The sequence below is a fragment of the Bradyrhizobium sp. GW821-FHT13H06 genome, from assembly GCF_058803975.1.
The window spans coordinates 565484-583895 of sequence record NZ_JBXAPN010000001.1 but is presented as its reverse complement, the minus strand read 5'-3'; the positions used below and the strand labels follow the sequence as shown (position 1 = coordinate 583895).

The window sequence follows — 18412 nt, the reverse complement described above, 5'->3', positions numbered from 1 at the left end:
GTGCAATTATTGCGTTCTTACTTCCGCAAACGTGCAATCTGGCTCACGATACTTCGAATGAATTTTGACGCAGGCCATTCTGTCGCTCCGTCTTCGTCGCGACAGTCCGGGCCTTGAAACATCTCAACTCTGCCGCTCCGGCGCGTTTGTTTCTATGAACTGGCCCACAATTCCGAACTTTTCCTTCGCGCTCGCAGACCGAAAGGTTGCGCGAAAGGAGCTAGCATCTTCGTTGGGTGCTACGCCGCCAACTCGACCGACTTGCCTGCCTCGTTGATCAAATGCACGCGGTCAATATTCACACGCGGCAACAACGATCGAATCCCGTCTTCCGGCATGAAGCTGAACGCCGTCGATAATGCGTCCGCGGCCGTCGCGCTGGGCGATACCGTCGTCACGCTGCGATAGCGCAGAGCGCAGCCGCCGGTTCGGGGGTCGAATAGGTGGTTGAAGCGTGCTTTGGAATCGAACCGGAAGCCGTAGCCGCCCGAGGTGGACACGGCGCGATCGGCGATCGGCAGCACCGTTTTCGTGTGCTCCGCGATGTCTGGATCGGCGATGCCGATGTCCCAGGGACGACCATCCGGACGCGGGCCGATCGCGCGGGCCTCGCCCATGTCAACGAGGCTGTGAGAGATGCCCTGCGCCCGCAGCAGGTCAACCACCTTGTCCGTGACGTAACCTTGCGCGATCCCGTTCAGGGTGATGGCCATGCCCCGAGGCATCACGATCCGGTCGCGGCTGATCGACAGCCGGCCGCTACCGATGCGCACGAGAGTGGCCTCGATCTCGGCTGCTGCAGGGCCGGCCGGATTCGCGTCATCTTGCGCGAAGTGGCGGGAGTAGAGGTCCCACAGCGGCTGCACCGTGACATCGAACAGCCCGTCCGTCAGCGTGGAATAATGCTGCGAGGTCGAGAGCAGATCGACCATTTCGGCAGCGGGATCGATCAGGATACCGGTCCGGTTCAGCTCGACCAGGGCGGAGTTGTCCAAGTAAAGGCTGAACAGCCGCTCGAGCCGGCGCGCCTCGGCGCATGCCAGCGATATCAGCCGCTCGGCCCGACGGCGGTCTTCGTCGTGGATTTCCATCGTCGCGACCGCACCTAGCATCGACCCGTGCCAGGTGACCGGCGCGATCTCGGCACGAACGAGGCGTCCGATGGACAGCGGGCCGAGGCCTGCCGCCGCCGCGCTGATCCGGATGAAACGTCGGCGTGTCAGAGTTCGTGTCATGGCGTCCTCCTCGATCGCTCGCCCGCCGGCACTTCGCTCGCTTCCTCGGATGAGGCCTTGCCCCCGACATTCGAAGACGTCAGGACATAGTCGCGGGGCACCTCGTCGAATCCGACGATTCTGCCCCCGTTTTCACTGGTGAACTTCTCCGCGGCAGCCCGGTCCGAGAACGGAACGGCCTCGTCCCCGCCCATGCCGCTCTTGAGCCGGCTCTCGATCACGAACAACGCCTTGCGCGCCTCGATCCAGTTGTCGGCGCCGGGCTGGTCCCAGTTTGATGCCTTGCCCATGTCGGACACGTAAATCGCCTGGATGTCTTTGGGCTCATCCGGCAGCATGGTGAAGGCGAGGGTGTCGCGTACGGACGAGAACCAGACCGGCTGAATGAGGCTCGCAGCGAAGATCTGGCCCTTGGGTCCAGGGTGTTCGAGCACGTTCATGCCGCAGTAATGGCCGATATCCTCTGCCGTCATGCGATGGGGCGGCGGGATCTTCAGCGCCTGCTTCTCGTTGCAGCCGGCGAGCGCCAGCGGCACGAGCAGGGCGAGAAGCAACGTTCGGCGCTTCATAGCTCCCTCCGCGAGAAGGTGAGCGCGGCCAGCCCCAGCGGCAACAGCGTCCAGCCGAGCAGGGCGGTCAGCAGGACCGGAATCGTCAGGGACGTGGTTTGGGCAAGACCGGCCATGCCGGCGAAGGTGCTGACATTGGCAAAGCCGGTGAGGTTGATCAGCCGGTAGGCGTCGGTCGGGTTCGCCAGCAGCATGGCGTTGAGCGCGGCCGCCGAGATGCTGCGTCCCTGATCGAGCGCAAGCACGCCCAGCAGCGCCATGTCGTAGATCAGCACCAGCAGCAACCACAATCCGATGCAGATGCCGGCCGCCGTTCCGCGGTCGCGCACGAGCGCGCTGACCAGATATCCGATGGCGACGAAAGCTGCGCCGAGCAGCACCGAGGAGCCCACCATGGCTGCGAAGGCCAGGAAACTATCGCGATCGATCTGGCTGCCGGTCGCCGCCAGCGCCCCGACCGCCGCGCCGTAACCGAGGCAGGTCGCAAAGGCGAGCACGGCGAGGTGGCCCAGGAACTTGCCGAGCAGCACCTGCCATCGCGCCACCGGATAGCTCAGCAGCAACAGCATCGTCCCCCGTTCCATCTCGCCGACGATGGCATCGTGGGAGATCAGAAGCGCGATTAGCGGAACGAGAAAGATCGTCAGGCTCGACAGGCTGACGACGACCACGTCCAGCGTGCGGACGCCCACGTTGCCGGTTGGCGCGCTGCCGAGAAAGGTCAGCGACAAAGCAAGCCCGGCGAGCAGGAGCGTTGCGGCAAGCACCCAGCGATTGCGGATGGCCTGGTGGATTTCCTTGGCGGCGATGATCAGGACGTTCATGGCGCCTGCTCCGATTGCCGAAGAAAGTGAGCGTAGAGCTCGTCGAGGGTCGGCGGGACCACGTCGACGTCCTCCACGGCATTGCCGGCGGCCGTCGCGCGGTGCAGCAGCTCGATCTTCCGCTCCGGCGCGGCGTCGATCTCGACGATGTGGCCGTTCAAGCGGCGGCAGGTCGCATCCTGCGGCGCCCAGTCCGGCATCTCGCTCGGGGCCAGTCCTGCGACCTTGAGACGGATCCTGGTGGGCAGCCGGGCGAGACGACGCAGCTCGTCGATCGATCCGTCCGCGACCTTGATGCCGCGGTTCATGATGATGACCCGGCCGGCGCGCTCCTCGAGCTCGGTGAGCGCATGCGACGCCAGCAGCACCGTCGCGCCTCCGGCCGCGAGCCGCGCGATGATGTCGTAGAAGGTCTGCCGCAGCTCCGGATCAAGCCCGGTGGTCGGCTCGTCCAGCAGCAGCACGCGCGGCGCCCCAAGCAGCGCCTGCGCGAGGCCCAGCCGTTGGCGCATGCCCTTCGAGTAGGTGCTCACCCGGCGGCGGCTGGCGACGCCCAGCCCGACGGTGTCGAGCAGACCGAGGGCTTTGGCCAACGGCTCCCGCTTCAGCCTGGCGTAGAAGGCCTGCGTCTCGCGGCCGGTGAGGGCAGGGTCGAAGGAGACGTTTTCCGGCAGGTAGCCGAGCTGGCGCCGGCCGGCGAATTCGCCGGCGGCCGGATTGTCTCCGAGAACCTCGATGGCGCCGCTGGTTGGCCGGATCAACCCCAGCATGAGCTTCATCAGCGTGGTCTTGCCGGCGCCGTTGTGGCCGATCAAGGCGACCAGCTCGCCTTGCCCAAGCGAGAACGAGGCATCGCGCACGGCCTCGACCCGGCCATACCTCTTGGTGACATCGCTGACGCGCACCGTGCTGGTCATCGCGTCTCCTTCGGTGCAGGGCTCTCGGGCGGCGATACCAGTGGATGGCTGTCGACCACGCCGCCGGGCAGCAACGCCGGAAACTGCGCCTGCGCCCAGCGGATCACCTGGACGGCGGGGCTGTTGATCAGGACCTTCGCAGCCGGCGCCGTCCACAGCACGCGGTCGATGAGGTCGTTCGGCCGGTATGCCGTGTCGGCTATGCCGTCCCCGTTGAGGTCGAATGCAGGATTGTCGCTCCAGTAATTGCCGCGCCCGCCGGTCGACCAGTCAAGGTGCCGGGTGCCGACATATTTCACCTGATTGGCGTTGCTGACGAAGGCATTGCCGGTGATCTCGTTGCCTTCGGAGCCGGCCGTGAAGTGCACGCCGATGGCGCAACGCTCGAACCAGTTGTTGCGGAATTTGTTGTGATTGGTGTTGTAGATGAACACGCATTTCTCCGGGCCGCTCTTCAGAGTGCTCTCCCGTTTCGGCTGCGGAAGCATGCCTCGCTCGTCGTCGGGGCTGTCTTGCGTGCTCAGTATCGTCGCGTTCAGCGGGCCGCCGGTCACCCGGTTGTTCTCGATCTGGGCATAGTTCGCGTAGTTGAAGAGCATCCCATAGTCGCGATCGTGATCGGAGACGTTGCCGCGGATCACCAGCCGGTTCGAATACATGATGGCGTAACCGACATGGTTGCCGATCGAAACGTTGCCGCTCACTTCGCTGTCGTTGGTGTACATGTAATGGATCGCGAAGCGGACCTGCTCGAAGCGGTTTCCGACGAAGCGGTCCTTTCGGCTTGAAATGGTGAAGATGCCGTCGCGGCCATAGCGGAAATTGTTGTTGGCGATGGTGACGTCGGGCGCATTCCACAGCGAGACGCCGTTCCCGGCCTCGCTCAGCCGGCCGCCACGCAGTCCCTCGATCTCGTTGCCGACGACCCGCGAGCCCTGGGCGCCATGCACATAGATACCGAACAGGTTGCCCACCAGCCGATTGTCCTCGATGGTCGCGCGTTCGGCCGTCTTCTGCAGAAAGATCCCGGAATTCATCGTCTGCAGGTCGCGACCGGACGCCCGGATGGTCAGACCGCGGACGGTGACATCGGGGGCGCTGACCGTGATGACGTTGCCCGAGCCGTCGCCGTCGAGCACCGCCTCGCGACTCCCGACCAACTGCAGTGGACGGTCGATCCGGATCGAACCATGGTATTCGCCAGGCGCAAGCTCGACGACGTCGCCGGCACGCGCGCCATCCAGCACAGCTTGCAGCGACTGGCCAGGCGCAGCCGTCAACGTCTCCGCACTGGCGAAGCCGGACAATCCGGCGGCGACCAGCGCCGCCGGAAACACGCGCAACAATGGACCCACGAGGTCGCTCCGATCAGATCGACTTCAGACCGATTTGGGCTCGACGAACATCCGGCCCTTCATCTCCATGTGCATGGCGTGGCAGAACCAGGAGCAATAGTACCAGTAGACGCCTGGCTTGTCGGCGGTGAAGGTCACCGACGAGGTGGCCATCGGCCCGATTTCCATGTTGATGCCGTAGTTGACGATACAGAAGCCGTGCGTGAGGTCTTCGACCGCGTCGATATTGGTGATGAAGACGGTGACCTCCTCGCCCTGCTTGACCTGGAACTGATCGAGGCCGTAGGCGGGGGCGGTGGACGTCATGTAGACGCGCACCTTGTTGCCGTCGCGAATGACCTTCGAATCCGCCTCGAGGTTGATGCCGTCGGCCTTGGCCTGCTTGACCGCATCCGCAAACATCGGATCCGCGCGGTCATAGATCGAGATCGGGTTGATCTTGGAGCGGTGGACGATGGTGGCGTCATGCGGCTCGGCGAAGCTCGGGCCGTCATGCACCAGCTTCATCTGATCGCCTGAGATATCGATCAGCTGATCGTTCTCCGGCTTGAGCGGCCCGACGTTCAGGAAGCGATCCTTCGAGAACTTGTTCAGCGAGATGAGCCACTTTCCATCGGCCTCCTTGGTCTGCCCCATCGAGGTATGGTTGTGACCGGGCTGATAGTGCACGTCGAGCTTCTGGAGGATGGGATTGACCTTCTCACCCTTGAAGGCCCGCTTGGCGAGGTCGATGCTCCACTTGCAGACCTGGCTGTCGAGGAACAGCGTGGTGTAGGCGTTGCCCTTGCCGTCATAGGCGGTGTGCAACGGGCCGAGGCCAAGTTCGGGCTCGGCGACGACAACGTCGCGTGGCTTGATCTTGTCGTCGAACAGATCGTCGAATTTGCGCACGTCCATCACGGTCACGGTCGGCGAGAGCTTTCCGGCCGCCACGATGTGGATGCCGTCGGGAGCCGTGTTCATGCCGTGCGGATTGTTCGAGACCGGAATGTAGCGGGTGTAGGCCGAGCCCTTGCGGCCGTCGATGACGGGCACGCCGTTCATTTCCTTGAAATCGCCCTTCTTCACGGCCTCCTCGATCCGCTTGATGTTGAAGATGATCACCCAGTCCTGTTCGCTGGCGGTCATTTCCGCGAGGGTGACGCCTTCCTCGCCGTTGTAGCAGGTCGCGAAGCAGTACTTGCCCTGGTAGTCGGCATCGACGTTGTCGAGGTTGCCGCTGACGATCACCTGCCAGGCCACCTTCATCGTGTCGCCGTCGATCGCCGTGAAAATGGAGCGATACTGCTTGGGATCGTCGAGGACCTTGCCGTCGTTGGGCAGCGGCACGCCATCCTCGCCGTTGGCGAAGACATATCCCGTGCGCGGATATTTCTGCAGGCGCAGGCCGTGGACGGTGTGCTGGTTCGGCAGCTCGATGATCTTGTCGCATTTCATGATGTCGAGCCGCACCCGCGCGACGCGGCTGTTGGCCTTGTCGTTCATGAAGGCATAGCGACCGTCATAGGTGCCGTCCGTGAACGAAACGTGCGGGTGGTGAAGGTCGCCGTTCAGGTACGTGCCGCCGCGGTTCTTGAGGAATTCGCGGGTCGCGGGCTGCATCCCCTCGGTCAGAACCTTGAGGCTCTCGTTGGTCTGGCCCCAGCCGGTCGCGCTGCAGCGGTTGAACACCGGCACGCGCATCAGTTCGCGCATCGAAGGAAGGCCGATGATGCGCATCTCGCCGGACTGGCCGCTGGAGAAGAACACGTAATATTCGTCGAGCTCTCCCGGCGCGACCTCGGTCTTCTGCACGGCTGGCCGGGCCGCGGGCGCTTTCGGCGCAGCATTCTTGGTCTGCGCGTCCGCGGACGAGACGAAGCCGCCGTCCTTCATCGCGACTCCGCCGGCAAGGCCCACGCCCGCTGCGGCCGCCGTTGTTCCCAGCACTGTTCGTCGGCTGACGCCCTTTGCCTGCTCGTTCTCGCTCATGATAGCCTCCTCGGCTTTCGGTTCAGTTTCGTGGTGGAGAGATGACTGCCGACGCACCGACAGGTTTGCCGTTGGCGGTGATGACGGTCGTGGGACCCTTGCCGCTCGAGCGCATCGAGGGCGAGGACATGGCCGCGAATTTCTCGCGCTTCAGCCGCACCTGGATCATGTGCGGGCAGCGGTGATCGTCGTAATAGAGCTCCTGGCAGTGCATGCAGTAGATGCACTCATTGACGTTGATGTGACCCTCGGGATGGATCGACTGCACCGGGCATTCCTTGGCGCAGCGTTGGCAGGGAGATCCGCATTCTTCCCAGCGCCGCAGCCATTCGAACGTTCTCATGCGGCCGGGAATGGCAAGCGCCGCGCCGAGCGGGCACAGATAGCGACAGAAGAAGCGCTCGATGAACAGGCCGATGACGAGCAGGGCGACGGCGTAGGCGACAAACGGCCAGCTGCGAGAAAACTTCAGGATGATCGCCGTCTTGAACGGTTCGACCTCGGCAAATCGTTCGGCCATCTCGACGGAGTAGAGCGACAGGCCGAACAGTCCGAGGAAGATGATGTATTTGATCGGCCACAGCCGCTCATGCAGTCCCCACGGCACTGTTATTTGCGGCACCTTGAGCCATTTCGCGGCCGTGTTGGTGAGCTCCTGCAGTGCGCCAAAGGGACACAGCCAGCCGCAGAACGGGCCCCGGCCCCAGAACAGAAGCCCGCCGGCGGTAGCGGCCCACAGAATGAAGATCAGGGGAGCGGCGAGGAAGAATTCCCAGCGGAAGCCCGTCACCAGCGCATTGATGAAGGTGACGACGTTGACGACGGAGAGCTGCGCGTTGGCGTACCAGCCAAGCCAGACCAGAACGACGGCGAGATAGCCTCGTCGCACCCATGTATACAACACCGGGCGGGCCACCAGCAGGTTCTGGAAGAAGAAGATGCCGGTGAGGGCGGCCAGCATGAATGCGGTGAAGCCGATCGAGACCGTGCTCGACCGCCAGATCCGCATCCAGAGCGGCTCGTCTGCCTCCGCGGGCGGTGCGGCCGCAGCACTTGCTTGCGAGGCCGGAGGCGCCGCACTCTCCGGTACCGTCACCGCGCGCTGCTCGCGGCGTATGTAGTTGTCGGGCAGGGCATAGCCGAGGTCGAAAGTCAGGAATGCCTTGTCGCGACCGCCGAGGCTCCGCTGCACCAGCAGCTGAACCTGCCACGGCTGCGTCGGATCGAGGGTGAACTCGGGAGGGGTGACGAACAGGCCGATTTCCTTGAACTCGGGCGCGCCGATCGCGTCCAGTGCACCAAGGCGGGTGTGGTTGCGGTCGCGGAAGCGGGTGCTATTGCCTTCCTGCAGGATCTCGATGCGATCGAAGATGCCGCCGCGGACATAGGCCGAGCCCTTGAAAGAGTAGGGACCGTTGCCGGCGACGATGATCGCCTGCTGCCCGAGCTTCAGGCCATCCTTCAACCGTCGATAGCCGTCTTCGCCGAGCAGGCTGCGGCCGATCGTGGGCGCACTCACGAGCGCGACATAGAGGTCGATGAAGGTTTCGCTGGCCTCACCCGGCTCGGGGTATTGGATCGCCGCCGCGCTGCCGGACTTTGCAAAGGCATCGTTGATGTCGCCGATGCTGAGATGAAGCCGGCGTATCGATCCGTCGCCGACGAGACTCTCCCAGTCGCGGACTTCGCTCTGTTCGAGATCGAGCGTCTTGATGACGGGGGGCAGGGCCGCCGAAGCCGCAGCGGGGTCGCCGCCGCCAACGCGACCGCTCCGGATGAGCTTGGACGCCGCGCGGACGATACTGTCGCCCATGACCAGCACGGTGACGGTTGCACCGCTCACGATATCGACCTGCGGCGGCCTCTCGGCCCCACTTGCGACAGGCTTCATGTCCTTGCCGATCAGACCGTTCACGGCCGCGACGATGCGCGCTTCCGGAATGCCGACCAGCACGATCGGCTCCTTGTGATCGACCAGCTTGATGCCGGTGATGACACCCTTCGGGTCGATCCCGGCCAGCAGGTGAATCGGCTTGCCGGAGTAGCCGACAGAGTTGGCGAAATCGGAGTTGAGGAAGACAAACCCCTGCAGCTGGTCGCCGCGGTACACCGGCACGATCGGCGGATCGCCTTGCGGGGGGCCGAAGCGATCCGCTCCCGGGAAAAAATCCGCAGGCGCAAGCTTCGGCAGGTATGTCGGCAAATCACCGGCGGCGTAGACAGGCGAAATATATGTCAGACACATCAGCAGCAGGCCGGCGAGCGCCAGCGCTGCACGCCTCGCCAAGGCGATCTCGTTATCCGGTCGCTTCGACATGTCGATTCAAATGCCATCTGCGCGACCACCCGGATCGCGCATGCCTTGTGATTCTTCTTCGATGATTTGTCGCCGCTGACGTGCCACACTCATCGCGCACGTCGACCTCTGTCAAGCCGAACCAAGATATTTGTATTTTTGTCCTTGCGGAACCAAATCATCCGTTTGCATTGGGGACCCTCATCATGCCGCTTTTGCGCACTTCATTGCTCAGCGCTGAGCCCGCCGGTGTATTGGAGTCTCTCGACGAGCTCTTTGCGCTAGCGCATGCAATGGAGCAGGAGGCCGCCGACAATTACGATTCTCTTGCCAAAGAGATGCGCGGCCAGGGCAAGGATGATCTGGCAGAGGTGTTCACGCATCTCGCCGCCGCCGAGCGCGAGCACGTGGACAGTGTGACGCAGTGGTCGCAATCGCGCCGCGGCAAACGCCCGGATCCCGCTATGGTGCGCTGGGAAGCGCCGGAAGCACTCGCCCCAGAAGCTGCCGCCGAGGTGAAGACATCACGATTGATGACGCCGTACCGCGCGCTCGCCATCGCGGTCCGCAACGAGGAGCGCGCCTTCGCCTTCTGGTCCTATCTGGCGGCCTACTCGCATGATCCCGAGGTCAAGAAGGCGTCCGAGGCGATGGCCAAGGAGGAACTCGGCCATGTCGCCACGCTGCGGAAGGAGAGGCGTCGCGCCTACCATCAACAACACGAGCGGGATATCGCCGAGGCATCCACCACGCCCCAGCCGCTGATCGACGCGCGAAGGCTCGAGTTCCGCCTAGCCGCGCAACTTGGCGAGATCGAACAGCGCCAGAGCGGGCCGGCCGCCGTCCGGACACGAGAGATTCGCCAGCAGGCAAGCAAGATGGCGGACGCCGCCGCAGGCTTCGGCAGCTTTCCGGCCTCCATGGAACGAAAGGACCCACTGGAGATCGCCGAAGCCCTCGTCGAGGGCTACCTCGATGCCGCCGAGCGCGCGAGCGATGCAGCATGCGTCGAAAGCCTGCAGCAACTTGCAGAGCAAGCGATCTCGAGGCTGGCCTGGCTGCGGTCGCTCTTGGCGGACTAAACCTTCTGATGCAGTGCCGAGTCGCACAGCCAACACCGCTGCGACCGTGGCTGCCGTCCTGCGATGCAGGAGGCGATACGAAACCCAATGTGGGCGAGATCAGACCGGCAGGCTGTGCTCTCAATGGAAGTTCGAGTCCGCGCGCTCAAAAAAATCAATGTTTTCAAGGTGGTCGATGAAATCTGAAATGAGTCAGAACAATAGCGCGATGCTGTGCATCGCCCCGAAATGACTGTTGAGGGCCCCGCACCTTGCCTTTGAACTTCCCCGACCGCTCGCGTCACTACTAGTCATAGCCGAGGTGGGAACCGACGCTCCCTCCAGTCTCGGCTTTGGGCAGGACACGCCAGCCAGCACGGGAGAAATGGCCATGGGACGCGCGCCGCAGCCACTGCCGCAATACACGCCGCCGGGCCCGGTGGAACAGATGCCGAATATGGCGAAGCAACCGCAGTGCTCGCCGCTTGCCAAGGTTCACAGCGCCGCCGTCTTTCCCTACTTGGCCAATGAAGTCGCGACGTCCCGCACCGAGGTCGGCCATCTCGGTGTGGACGTCAGTCTGGTCCCGCCGGCTGGCATCTGCCAATATCTCATCATCTGGGATTTCGGCGTCGACTGGCGGCATCTCAAGAACATTGCCAAGCGCGATCCGCTGCTGTCAGCGCAGCTCATCCGATTCGAGACCGACAAGTCGTTGCAGTTTCAGATCGTCGGATACAGCGACAGCGCCGGGGGCGAACGGAACAACATCTTCCTGCGCACGGGCCGGGCCAGGAACGTCTTTCACCTGTTCGGCCCAAGCGCCCGCTCGCGCGTCTTCTCCGTCAAGCCCGCTTCACACTACGAGTATCTGAAGGACAACACGACCGTGATGAACAGGGCCGCCAATCGCGCCGTGGTCGTCGAAATCTTCGCCGGCGGTGGGACGATCTAGCCACTTCCCACAGGACGGAGGCTCTCATTTCCGCGCGCGAATTTCCCGTTGTCGGACCGAACGAGGACAGGAGAACTAGACATGGCCGCCTTTCAAGAGGTCTTCCGCCGCTCCGGCATCGATGAGCACCGCAGCCCGCCGGGCATGGTGGTGCCGTTCGGGGGCTCCAACATCGTGGCGCTGATCGACCCTGGAAGAAAGCTCAAGGTCGATCCTAACCCCCATGCCCTCGGGATCAAGGAGATCGATGGCGCCGATATCCTTAGGCGCGTAGTGCAAGCCAGAGACACCTTCTCCGAACCCGATATCGATCCGCAGCTCAGGGCGGCGTCACTTCCTGCCACCTTCAACAGCGATGCACGGTTCTTCGAAATCAATGGCCGGATCAAGCCGATTGGCTTTCCCGGCCTGGAGGTGGTGGCTCGGTCGGCTGGCCGGAAGATCGAAGCCAGGCTCCATGTGGCCGTGCTGCCAGAGATCAAGATTAAGGTCGCGTTCCGCAACGTCATGGTTCCGGGGATCGGCGGCGCTCCGGCGTTTCACGCCAAGAAGCCCTGCAACGAGCAAGATGAACTGCTGACGATGAACAGTATATGGAGGCCGCAGGCCAACATCCGTTTCGAGCGAGTGCCAAGCGACTGGCTGGTCATCGACGACTCGCAGGCTGCCGTCAAGCAGGAGCTCGCCAATGCCACTGGCATGAAGGATGCGAGCCTAGCGGCCTTTCCCGATGCAATCGAGGTCGAGAAACTGAAGAGCTTCTTCGTCAAATACAAAGTTAAGGGCGCCCATCTCACCATTTTCTGCGTCGACAAGCTTTGGTCCAATGGCTCGTCTCCCAATGGATCGTTTGCTCGATCGTTAGACCTTGCCTTCATCAGCTCACAACGCGGGCCTAACACGTCTGCCCATGAGGCTGGGCATTTTCTCGGCTACTACTCGAAGAGCGCGACCAAACCTTGGGACAGCCAAGGCCACACGTTGGAGACCGATCCGAAAACCGGAAAAGAAAACAGGGCGGAAGACATCAAGATGCTGATGCGCGGGGGAGGTGCCGGGTGGAAAATTCCGTTCAATCTCGTCAAGGAGTTCCGCGACTTCCCCGGCTAACACTCCGAAGATCACATAGATGCTGTTCGATGCCGCAGTTTGGTCAGAGGCGGGCAAGGCACAAGATCGTGTTCACTTCGGCTACGCTAAGGAAAGCTGGCTTGAATTCGCGCGTGTCCATCGACGCCGCGCAGACGACGCAGATGAGCGAGCATCGCCTCGTCCCACCATCTATTGCGAAATGACCAAGACCACGATTGAAGACGCGATCGCCGGGATTGAGGGTTTCGCTGCCGCCGCCCGACACGTACTGTTGGATCTTCCGGTCGATGCGGCGCCGCACAATCCAACGGTGCGGCGACGGTAGAAAGAGAAGTCGCCCCGATCGCTGCCGTGCCCTTTGAACCTCACTAGCCCCGATGAGACCCATCGGAAAGAGCGCAAGGCGCCTGGTCCGGAGATCAATGGACGGAGCGTATCATGGTGATCAACCTGAAACCCATCAACTTGATCGGCTTCTCCATCGCGGAATCCGTTGGCCTGAAGGGTTCGAACCAGCCGGACGACATCTTCGTGATCAAGACGCTGTTGAACGGCATCGCACCCCAGGACGGCGGGGCCGATGGAACGCTCGACATCAACGATCTGACCAACACGCCGGAAGCCATGGAGCCGGTGATCGACGCGATACTCGTGTTTCAGAATGCCCAAACTGGCCTGCTGCACGACGGTCGCGTCGACCCCGAAAAGAATACGATCAAGCGCATGCGTCTGATGTTCAACCGTCGCAAGGGCGGCGGGCTCGACGTGAACGTGACGATTACGCCGGACGGTCCGATATTCGGACCCTGCGATGCGCGCGGCTTTAGTGCCGCAAGGCTCAGGCTGGTCGGCGCCGAATGGTCGGCATTCGACGGCCTTGCGCCGGTTCGCCAGATGGTTCCGATAGGCAAGACGCGGAAGCTGAAGTTGAAAGGGACAAACGGCGCTGCGGTGGGATTTGCCCTCGAGAGTTCTAGGGCGGAAATCCTCGAACGAACGAGCGACGCCGTCACGGTAATCGGACGTTTGGAGGGTGATGCCGACCTGAGCGTAATCGTCGAAGGCCAGAGGGGTCCGATCCCGGTTCGCCTCCAGGTGCGCAAGGCGTCTTCGATTCCGATCGACGTGGTCCATCTCGGTCGGGCGACGCTCGCCAACGGCCTCATGATCGCTACACAGCGGGCCGTTACCAGCGTCGTCAGTCGGATCTACGACAATCAGGCGAACCTGACGTTCACATCTGGCACAAGCCGAATCGTCGATGCCGTGACCACCGAAGGCCGGGTAGTGCCGATCGATCCGAACAAGAAACTTAGCATCCGCTCCGGCTTCGGCCCACTGACCACGGCACAGGAGTTCCGATTTGACGATCTCAGGTCGCTCGTCACTAATCCTGCGGCGATCACCATGTTCATTTCAGCACAAATCATCGATGACGAAGACTCGAACGTTGCCGGGCGCGGCGATCCCGGCAATCGGATGCTATGGTTCAATCCCGCAACGCCGGGAAGCGTGAACACCAATATTGTGCCCGCGCATGAGATCGGGCATGCCCTAGGTCTGGGCCACATCACGACAAAGAACAACATAGGATTCCTGATGAACCCGACCGTACAGTTGAACAATATAATCATCCCATGTGAGACACTGGTCCAGCTCCCGTCGTGACGACACACGCCTACCTTTGATAATGCGGGAGACGTTCGGTAAGCCCGCACAAATGGCATCCGGTAACATTCCAAGCTCTGAAGGTCAGGCGCGCATCTCGTCGTCCACGGCGGTGGTCTGGCGCCGTCGTCTCGAGTTGGATCGCTATCGCATCACGCGACCAACAAGCCCAGCTTGCCGACCATCGCAAGCGAGCGTTCGACGCTCTCCCGGGTTGACAGCAACAGCGGCTCGGCGGGGTTACCGTCCTTGTCCTTCTGTTCGACCCGGATGGTCGACCCGAATGCTTCGGTCATTTCGGCCGTGATCTGGTCGATGGTACGAGCGCCATCGAGCAGTTGCAGGAAATACCGCGTCCGGTCGTCCTCCAACTGTACCGTTTGGTGGAGCAGGTTGGTGACCAGCGGACCTGTCTGCGACTGCTTGCGGGCCAGCAAGCTCGCCTGCGGGTGGTCGGTAACTTCCTTCAAGAGGAAAGGCGGCGAGACCAGGAAGGAGACCTCGCCGCTGCAGGCCAGGATGTACACCGCATCCGTCAGTGCCCGTTCGTCATCATCGGCTCGGCGGCCGTCCAGCAGCGCGCGCGCACCGTCCAGCAGCTCACTGAATGACAGCGCCCGCGGCCAGGCCCGGCCGAGGCACAAATGCGCGGCCTTCAGAATCGGACTGGTCACCGTAATCCTGCTGCCGTCGTGGTTCTCGAACTCCATCGGGGAATCGTCGGTCAGGCAGGCCTCGGGATCGAGCGGGCTGGTCGTGCTCAGGAGGTGGTATCGCCTGACGAAATCCACATCGATCTGCCGGTTGAGTGAAACGTCGTCGTGGCAGAACAAGGTACGACGGAAGCCGTTGCCGTCGACAAAGTCCTGATACTGGTCGCGCGCCATGAACTCGCTCTCCGGGAAGCGCTGCAGCGTGGCGCGGACCTCCTCGGAATGGCCGGCGAGATAGCGGCGCGCGAAATGGGAATCGCCGAGATACTGCAGGCCGTGGCGGGCGGCATCCTCGGCGACCTCGTGCAGCAGGAAGGCGGTTGCCTCGTCGTCGAGGTCGTCGTGAAACAACAATTCGTCCGGAGCCTTGAGGACGCGATTGTACTGGTCCCGCATGATCGCGCCGTGCACCGTGTTGGCCTTGGAGCCCTCGCTCAGGAACTTCAGGATCGCGCGGGCCTGTCCGACCTTCTCCTTCATGCCGGTGAGGCGGCGGGTGTGATACCGCATCATGTCGCGGACCATGTCGCGAAGATGCGAGAATGGGTGCGCATTGTAGCTGACATAGCAGACCCCGCGCGGCGCCAGATTCTGCTTGAAGATCGCCATCATCTTCTCGCGCACGTGGGGCGGCACCCAGGAGTAAACGCCGTGCGCAATGATGTAGTCGAACTTCCCGAAGCTTGTGTCGACATTCATGATGTCGCAGTGCAGAAGCTTGATGTTGCTCAGGCCCAAGGTCGCGATATTCTGCTGGCCGCGCTCGATCGTCACGCCGCTCAGGTCGACGCCGACGAATTCACTGTCCGGATATTGAAAGGCCATCGGCAACAGGTTGCCGCCAACGCCGCAGCCGAGCTCTAGCACCCGACAATGCTCGACCGGAGCCGGCTGCATGCCGTAAACGGTGGCGATCGTTGCGAGATGATTGGGGTGGGTGAGCCCGTAGACGTGGCCGGGGTAGTAGACCTCGTCATACGGTGTGGGGCCGGTAAGGGGATGGCGATGCTCCGACTGAATGTTCATCGCGCTCAGCTCCACGAATATGCGAACTTTTCGTCCGCGATCGAGACGCGTGTCTGCTTGATCTCTTCCTTGGCAAGCGATTTGCTGAGGAATTCGCGCGACAGCTCGGGCAGCAGGGTGTTGGTGATGATGTTGTCGATCATGCGTCCGCCGGAATCCGGATCGTTGCAGCGTGACACGATGTGCTCCACGACTGCATCGTCGTAGCTGAAGGCCGCGTTGTGATTGTCGCGCAGTCGCCGTCCGATCCGGTCGAGCTGCAGCCGGGCGATGCCGGCGAGCATCTCGTCCGAGAGCGGGAAGTAGGGGATCGAGACGATGCGCCCGAGCAGTGCGGCTGGAAATACCTTGAGCAATTCCGGCCTCAGCATCTTGGCGAGTTCCTCCGGCTCATTGCGATACTTCGGATCGCGCGAAAGCCCCATGATCAGATCGGTGCCGACATTGGTGGTCAGGATGATCAGGGTGTTCTTGAAGTCGATCCGTCGCCCGTTGCCGTCCTCCATGACTCCTTTATCGAACACCTGGAAGAAGATCTCGTGGACGTCGGGATGGGCCTTCTCCACTTCGTCGAGCAGGATGACACTGTAGGGCTTGCGCCGGACGGCCTCCGTGAGGCGACCGCCTTCGCCATACCCGACATAGCCGGGAGGCGCTCCCTTGAGGGTCGAGACGGTATGCGCTTCCTGGAACTCCGACATGTTGATCGTAATCATGTTCTGCTCGCCGCCGTAGAGGGTTTCGGCGAGCGCCAGGGCAGTTTCGGTCTTACCAACGCCGGACGGTCCGGCCAGCATGAACACGCCGATCGGTTTGGACGGGTTGTCCAGCTTGGCACGGCTGGTTTCAACTCGCTTGGCGATCATCGTCAAGCCATGGGACTGGCCGACGACGCGGCGGTTGAGGATCTCCGGCAGCTTCAGCACGGTTTCGATCTCGTCCCGCATCATCCGGCCGACCGGGATGCCGGTCCAGTCGGACACCACGGACGCCACCGACTGCTGGTCCACATGGGCGTAGACCATCCGATTTTCCGGATTGATGCCCTCCAGCGTCTCGAACTTGCCGCGCAGCTCCGCGCGCTTGGCGGCCGGATCCTGATCTTCCCCGGGTTCGGACAGGATGTCACGAATGCTGCGGATGTCCTTGACTAGCTCCTGCTCCTTGGCCCAGTCGGCCTCGAGATTCGTCAACTTGTCCTTCAGTGTTGCGATATCACTGTCGATCGCGGCAACGCGCTCGTTGTCCTCGATGCCCAGGTCGCTGTCGTTGACCAGCGCCGATTTCTCAGCTTCGCGAGCGGTGATCGCGACGCGCGTATCCTCGATCAGGGCCGGCGTCGCGCTCTGGCTGATCGCCACGCGGGCCGACGCGGTGTCGAGCAGGCTGACGGCCTTGTCCGGTAGCTGTCTCGAGGGAATGTAGCGGTGCGAGAGGTTGACGGCTGCAACGATTGCAGCATCGGAAATGCGAACACCGTGGTGCTTTTCCATCGGGCCGAGAAGGCCCCGTAGCATCACGCAGCAGGTCTCGACGTCAGGCTCATCGATCTGGATCGGCTGGAAGCGCCGCGTGAGCGCGGGATCCTTCTCGATGTACTGGCGATACTCCGCCCACGTGGTGGCGGCGATCGTGCGCAGCGTGCCACGGGCGAGGGGAGGCTTCAGGAGGTTGGCCGCGTCACCGGTGCCGGCCGCGCCGCCGGCGCCGATCAGTGTGTGGGCTTCATCGATGAACAGGATGATAGGGGTCGGTGAACTCTGCACCTCATCGATCACCGAGCGCAGGCGCTGCTCGAATTCGCCCTTCATCGAGGCGCCGGCCTGCATCAAACCGATGTCGAGCGCGCAGAGCCTGACACCGCGTAGCGGTGGCGGCACGTCGCCGGCGGCGATTCGCTGGGCGAATCCCTCGACCACGGCCGTCTTGCCGACGCCGGCTTCGCCCGTGAGGATCGGATTGTTCTGCCGCCGCCGCATCAGAACGTCGATCAGCTGGCGGATCTCTTCGTCCCGACCCAGGATCGGGTCCATCTCGCCCGACTTGGCCTTGGCTGTGAGGTCCTGCGAGAACCGGTCGAGCGGCGTCGTCCCCTTGGGGCTCGCCTGATCCGCGCCCTCCGTGCCGGCGCCGACCAGCCCCGAGCCGTCCATCGGACGCATGGACTCCTCGTCGGAGCCGGCCCAGACGGCGCGGCGCTCAGCGGCCAATGCGTCGACGTTCACCTTTGCAAATTCCTGGGAGAGGTTGTTCAGCGTGCGACGGATGTCATTCGACTTGAGCCCGGCCACCAGCAGATGGCCGGTGCGGATCTGGGTTTCGCCGAAGAAGAGCGTGGCGTAGTGCCAGCCGCGATCGAGAAGATCGATGACCGGATTGGCGACGCCCGGCATATCGGTTTCGTTCTTGCGGAAGCCGTTGATGACGCCAGCAAGGTCCGACAGCAACCGTGACCGGTCGAGCTTGTAATGGTCGACCGAGAGGCTGAGGTCGGTGCGGTCCTGCTGCAGGATATGAAAGAGCCAGTGCGCAAGCTCGACGTTACGGTTGCCGGCGCTCTTGGCGTGGCGGAGAGCCTGTATAAAGGCGTCATAGCCAGCCCGGTTCAGTTTGCCGGTTACCGCTTCAAGGCTGATGTCGGTCACGGCGGCCCCTCCTGCTCAATTGCTCCGCGGATGCCTCGCACCTGGCGGAATTGCCTCGAATCCCATGATGTTAGGACGACAGGGG

At 62.7% G+C, this 18412-nt stretch carries 14 protein-coding genes; 5 read left to right on the top strand and 9 right to left on the bottom strand.

The window, feature by feature from the left end; genetic code table 11:
* Positions 1-239: 239 nt before the first annotated feature.
* From AC1RQP_RS02765 to AC1RQP_RS02735, 7 genes are read right to left on the bottom strand one after another with little or no spacing between them, the layout of a single operon-like run.
* Positions 240-1235: an FAD:protein FMN transferase gene (locus AC1RQP_RS02765; protein WP_492935848.1), complete on the bottom strand. Its 996-nt coding sequence runs from the start codon at positions 1233-1235 to the stop codon at positions 240-242.
* The gene (locus AC1RQP_RS02760; protein WP_492935847.1) at positions 1232-1804 is read right to left on the bottom strand and encodes a nitrous oxide reductase accessory protein NosL; all 573 of its coding nucleotides are present in this window, start codon (positions 1802-1804) and stop codon (positions 1232-1234) included. The genes AC1RQP_RS02765 and AC1RQP_RS02760 overlap by 4 nt, the downstream gene beginning before the upstream one ends.
* Positions 1801-2628, bottom strand: coding sequence for an ABC transporter permease (locus AC1RQP_RS02755; RefSeq protein WP_492935846.1), 828 nt, complete (start codon positions 2626-2628; stop codon positions 1801-1803). The genes AC1RQP_RS02760 and AC1RQP_RS02755 overlap by 4 nt, the downstream gene beginning before the upstream one ends.
* Positions 2625-3545 (bottom strand): ABC transporter ATP-binding protein, encoded by a 921-nt coding sequence (locus tag AC1RQP_RS02750; protein ID WP_492935845.1) that lies wholly within the window; start codon positions 3543-3545, stop codon positions 2625-2627. The genes AC1RQP_RS02755 and AC1RQP_RS02750 overlap by 4 nt, the downstream gene beginning before the upstream one ends.
* Positions 3542-4900, bottom strand: a complete 1359-nt coding sequence (locus AC1RQP_RS02745; protein ID WP_492935844.1) for a nitrous oxide reductase family maturation protein NosD — start codon at positions 4898-4900, stop codon at positions 3542-3544. The genes AC1RQP_RS02750 and AC1RQP_RS02745 overlap by 4 nt, the downstream gene beginning before the upstream one ends.
* Positions 4901-4924: 24 nt before the next feature.
* On the bottom strand, positions 4925-6871 hold the full coding sequence (nosZ, locus tag AC1RQP_RS02740) for a TAT-dependent nitrous-oxide reductase (protein WP_492935843.1): 1947 nt from the start codon (positions 6869-6871) through the stop codon (positions 4925-4927).
* Between the two features lie 22 nt (positions 6872-6893).
* Positions 6894-9116: a 4Fe-4S binding protein gene (locus tag AC1RQP_RS02735; RefSeq protein ID WP_492936368.1), complete on the bottom strand. Its 2223-nt coding sequence runs from the start codon at positions 9114-9116 to the stop codon at positions 6894-6896.
* Positions 9117-9373: 257 nt separating this feature from the next.
* Between AC1RQP_RS02735 and AC1RQP_RS02730 the strand changes: the two genes are divergently transcribed.
* The 5 genes from AC1RQP_RS02730 (at position 9374) to AC1RQP_RS02710 (ending at position 13943) form a co-directional block, all read left to right on the top strand.
* Positions 9374-10249, top strand: a complete 876-nt coding sequence (locus AC1RQP_RS02730; protein WP_492935842.1) for a ferritin family protein — start codon at positions 9374-9376, stop codon at positions 10247-10249.
* A gap of 370 nt (positions 10250-10619) precedes the next feature.
* On the top strand, positions 10620-11183 hold the full coding sequence (locus AC1RQP_RS02725; protein ID WP_239623582.1) for an OmpA family protein: 564 nt from the start codon (positions 10620-10622) through the stop codon (positions 11181-11183).
* 81 nt (positions 11184-11264) lie between these two features.
* A complete protein-coding gene (locus tag AC1RQP_RS02720; RefSeq protein ID WP_492935841.1) occupies positions 11265-12293 on the top strand; it encodes a hypothetical protein in 1029 nt (342 codons plus the stop codon).
* A 19-nt stretch (positions 12294-12312) separates the two neighbouring features.
* On the top strand, positions 12313-12600 hold the full coding sequence (locus tag AC1RQP_RS02715) for a hypothetical protein (RefSeq protein WP_492935840.1): 288 nt from the start codon (positions 12313-12315) through the stop codon (positions 12598-12600).
* A 113-nt stretch (positions 12601-12713) separates the two neighbouring features.
* Entirely contained in the window at positions 12714-13943 is a 1230-nt protein-coding gene (locus AC1RQP_RS02710) for a matrixin family metalloprotease (RefSeq protein WP_492935839.1), read from the top strand.
* Positions 13944-14095: 152 nt separating this feature from the next.
* On the opposite strand, the gene AC1RQP_RS02705 is transcribed toward AC1RQP_RS02710, so the two are convergent.
* Positions 14096-15682, bottom strand: a complete 1587-nt coding sequence (locus AC1RQP_RS02705) for a class I SAM-dependent methyltransferase (protein WP_492935838.1) — start codon at positions 15680-15682, stop codon at positions 14096-14098.
* A gap of 5 nt (positions 15683-15687) precedes the next feature.
* Positions 15688-18327, bottom strand: coding sequence for a type VI secretion system ATPase TssH (gene tssH, locus AC1RQP_RS02700; protein ID WP_492935837.1), 2640 nt, complete (start codon positions 18325-18327; stop codon positions 15688-15690).
* Positions 18328-18412 lie beyond the last annotated feature (85 nt).

Bases quoted from the DNA above. Each gene is read 5' to 3' on its own strand.
- AC1RQP_RS02755 (WP_492935846.1), bottom strand. From the start codon at position 2,628: ATGAACGTCCTGATCATCGCCGCCAAGGAAATCCACCAGGCCATCCGC.
- AC1RQP_RS02760 (WP_492935847.1), bottom strand. From the start codon at position 1,804: ATGAAGCGCCGAACGTTGCTTCTCGCCCTGCTCGTGCCGCTGGCGCTC.
- AC1RQP_RS02710 (WP_492935839.1), top strand. From the start codon at position 12,714: ATGGTGATCAACCTGAAACCCATCAACTTGATCGGCTTCTCCATCGCG.
- AC1RQP_RS02750 (WP_492935845.1), bottom strand. From the start codon at position 3,545: ATGACCAGCACGGTGCGCGTCAGCGATGTCACCAAGAGGTATGGCCGG.
- AC1RQP_RS02725 (WP_239623582.1), top strand. From the start codon at position 10,620: ATGGGACGCGCGCCGCAGCCACTGCCGCAATACACGCCGCCGGGCCCG.
- nosZ (WP_492935843.1), bottom strand. From the start codon at position 6,871: ATGAGCGAGAACGAGCAGGCAAAGGGCGTCAGCCGACGAACAGTGCTG.
- AC1RQP_RS02730 (WP_492935842.1), top strand. From the start codon at position 9,374: ATGCCGCTTTTGCGCACTTCATTGCTCAGCGCTGAGCCCGCCGGTGTA.
- AC1RQP_RS02735 (WP_492936368.1), bottom strand. From the start codon at position 9,116: ATGTGTCTGACATATATTTCGCCTGTCTACGCCGCCGGTGATTTGCCG.
- AC1RQP_RS02705 (WP_492935838.1), bottom strand. From the start codon at position 15,682: ATGAACATTCAGTCGGAGCATCGCCATCCCCTTACCGGCCCCACACCG.
- AC1RQP_RS02715 (WP_492935840.1), top strand. From the start codon at position 12,313: ATGCTGTTCGATGCCGCAGTTTGGTCAGAGGCGGGCAAGGCACAAGAT.
- AC1RQP_RS02765 (WP_492935848.1), bottom strand. From the start codon at position 1,235: ATGACACGAACTCTGACACGCCGACGTTTCATCCGGATCAGCGCGGCG.
- AC1RQP_RS02720 (WP_492935841.1), top strand. From the start codon at position 11,265: ATGGCCGCCTTTCAAGAGGTCTTCCGCCGCTCCGGCATCGATGAGCAC.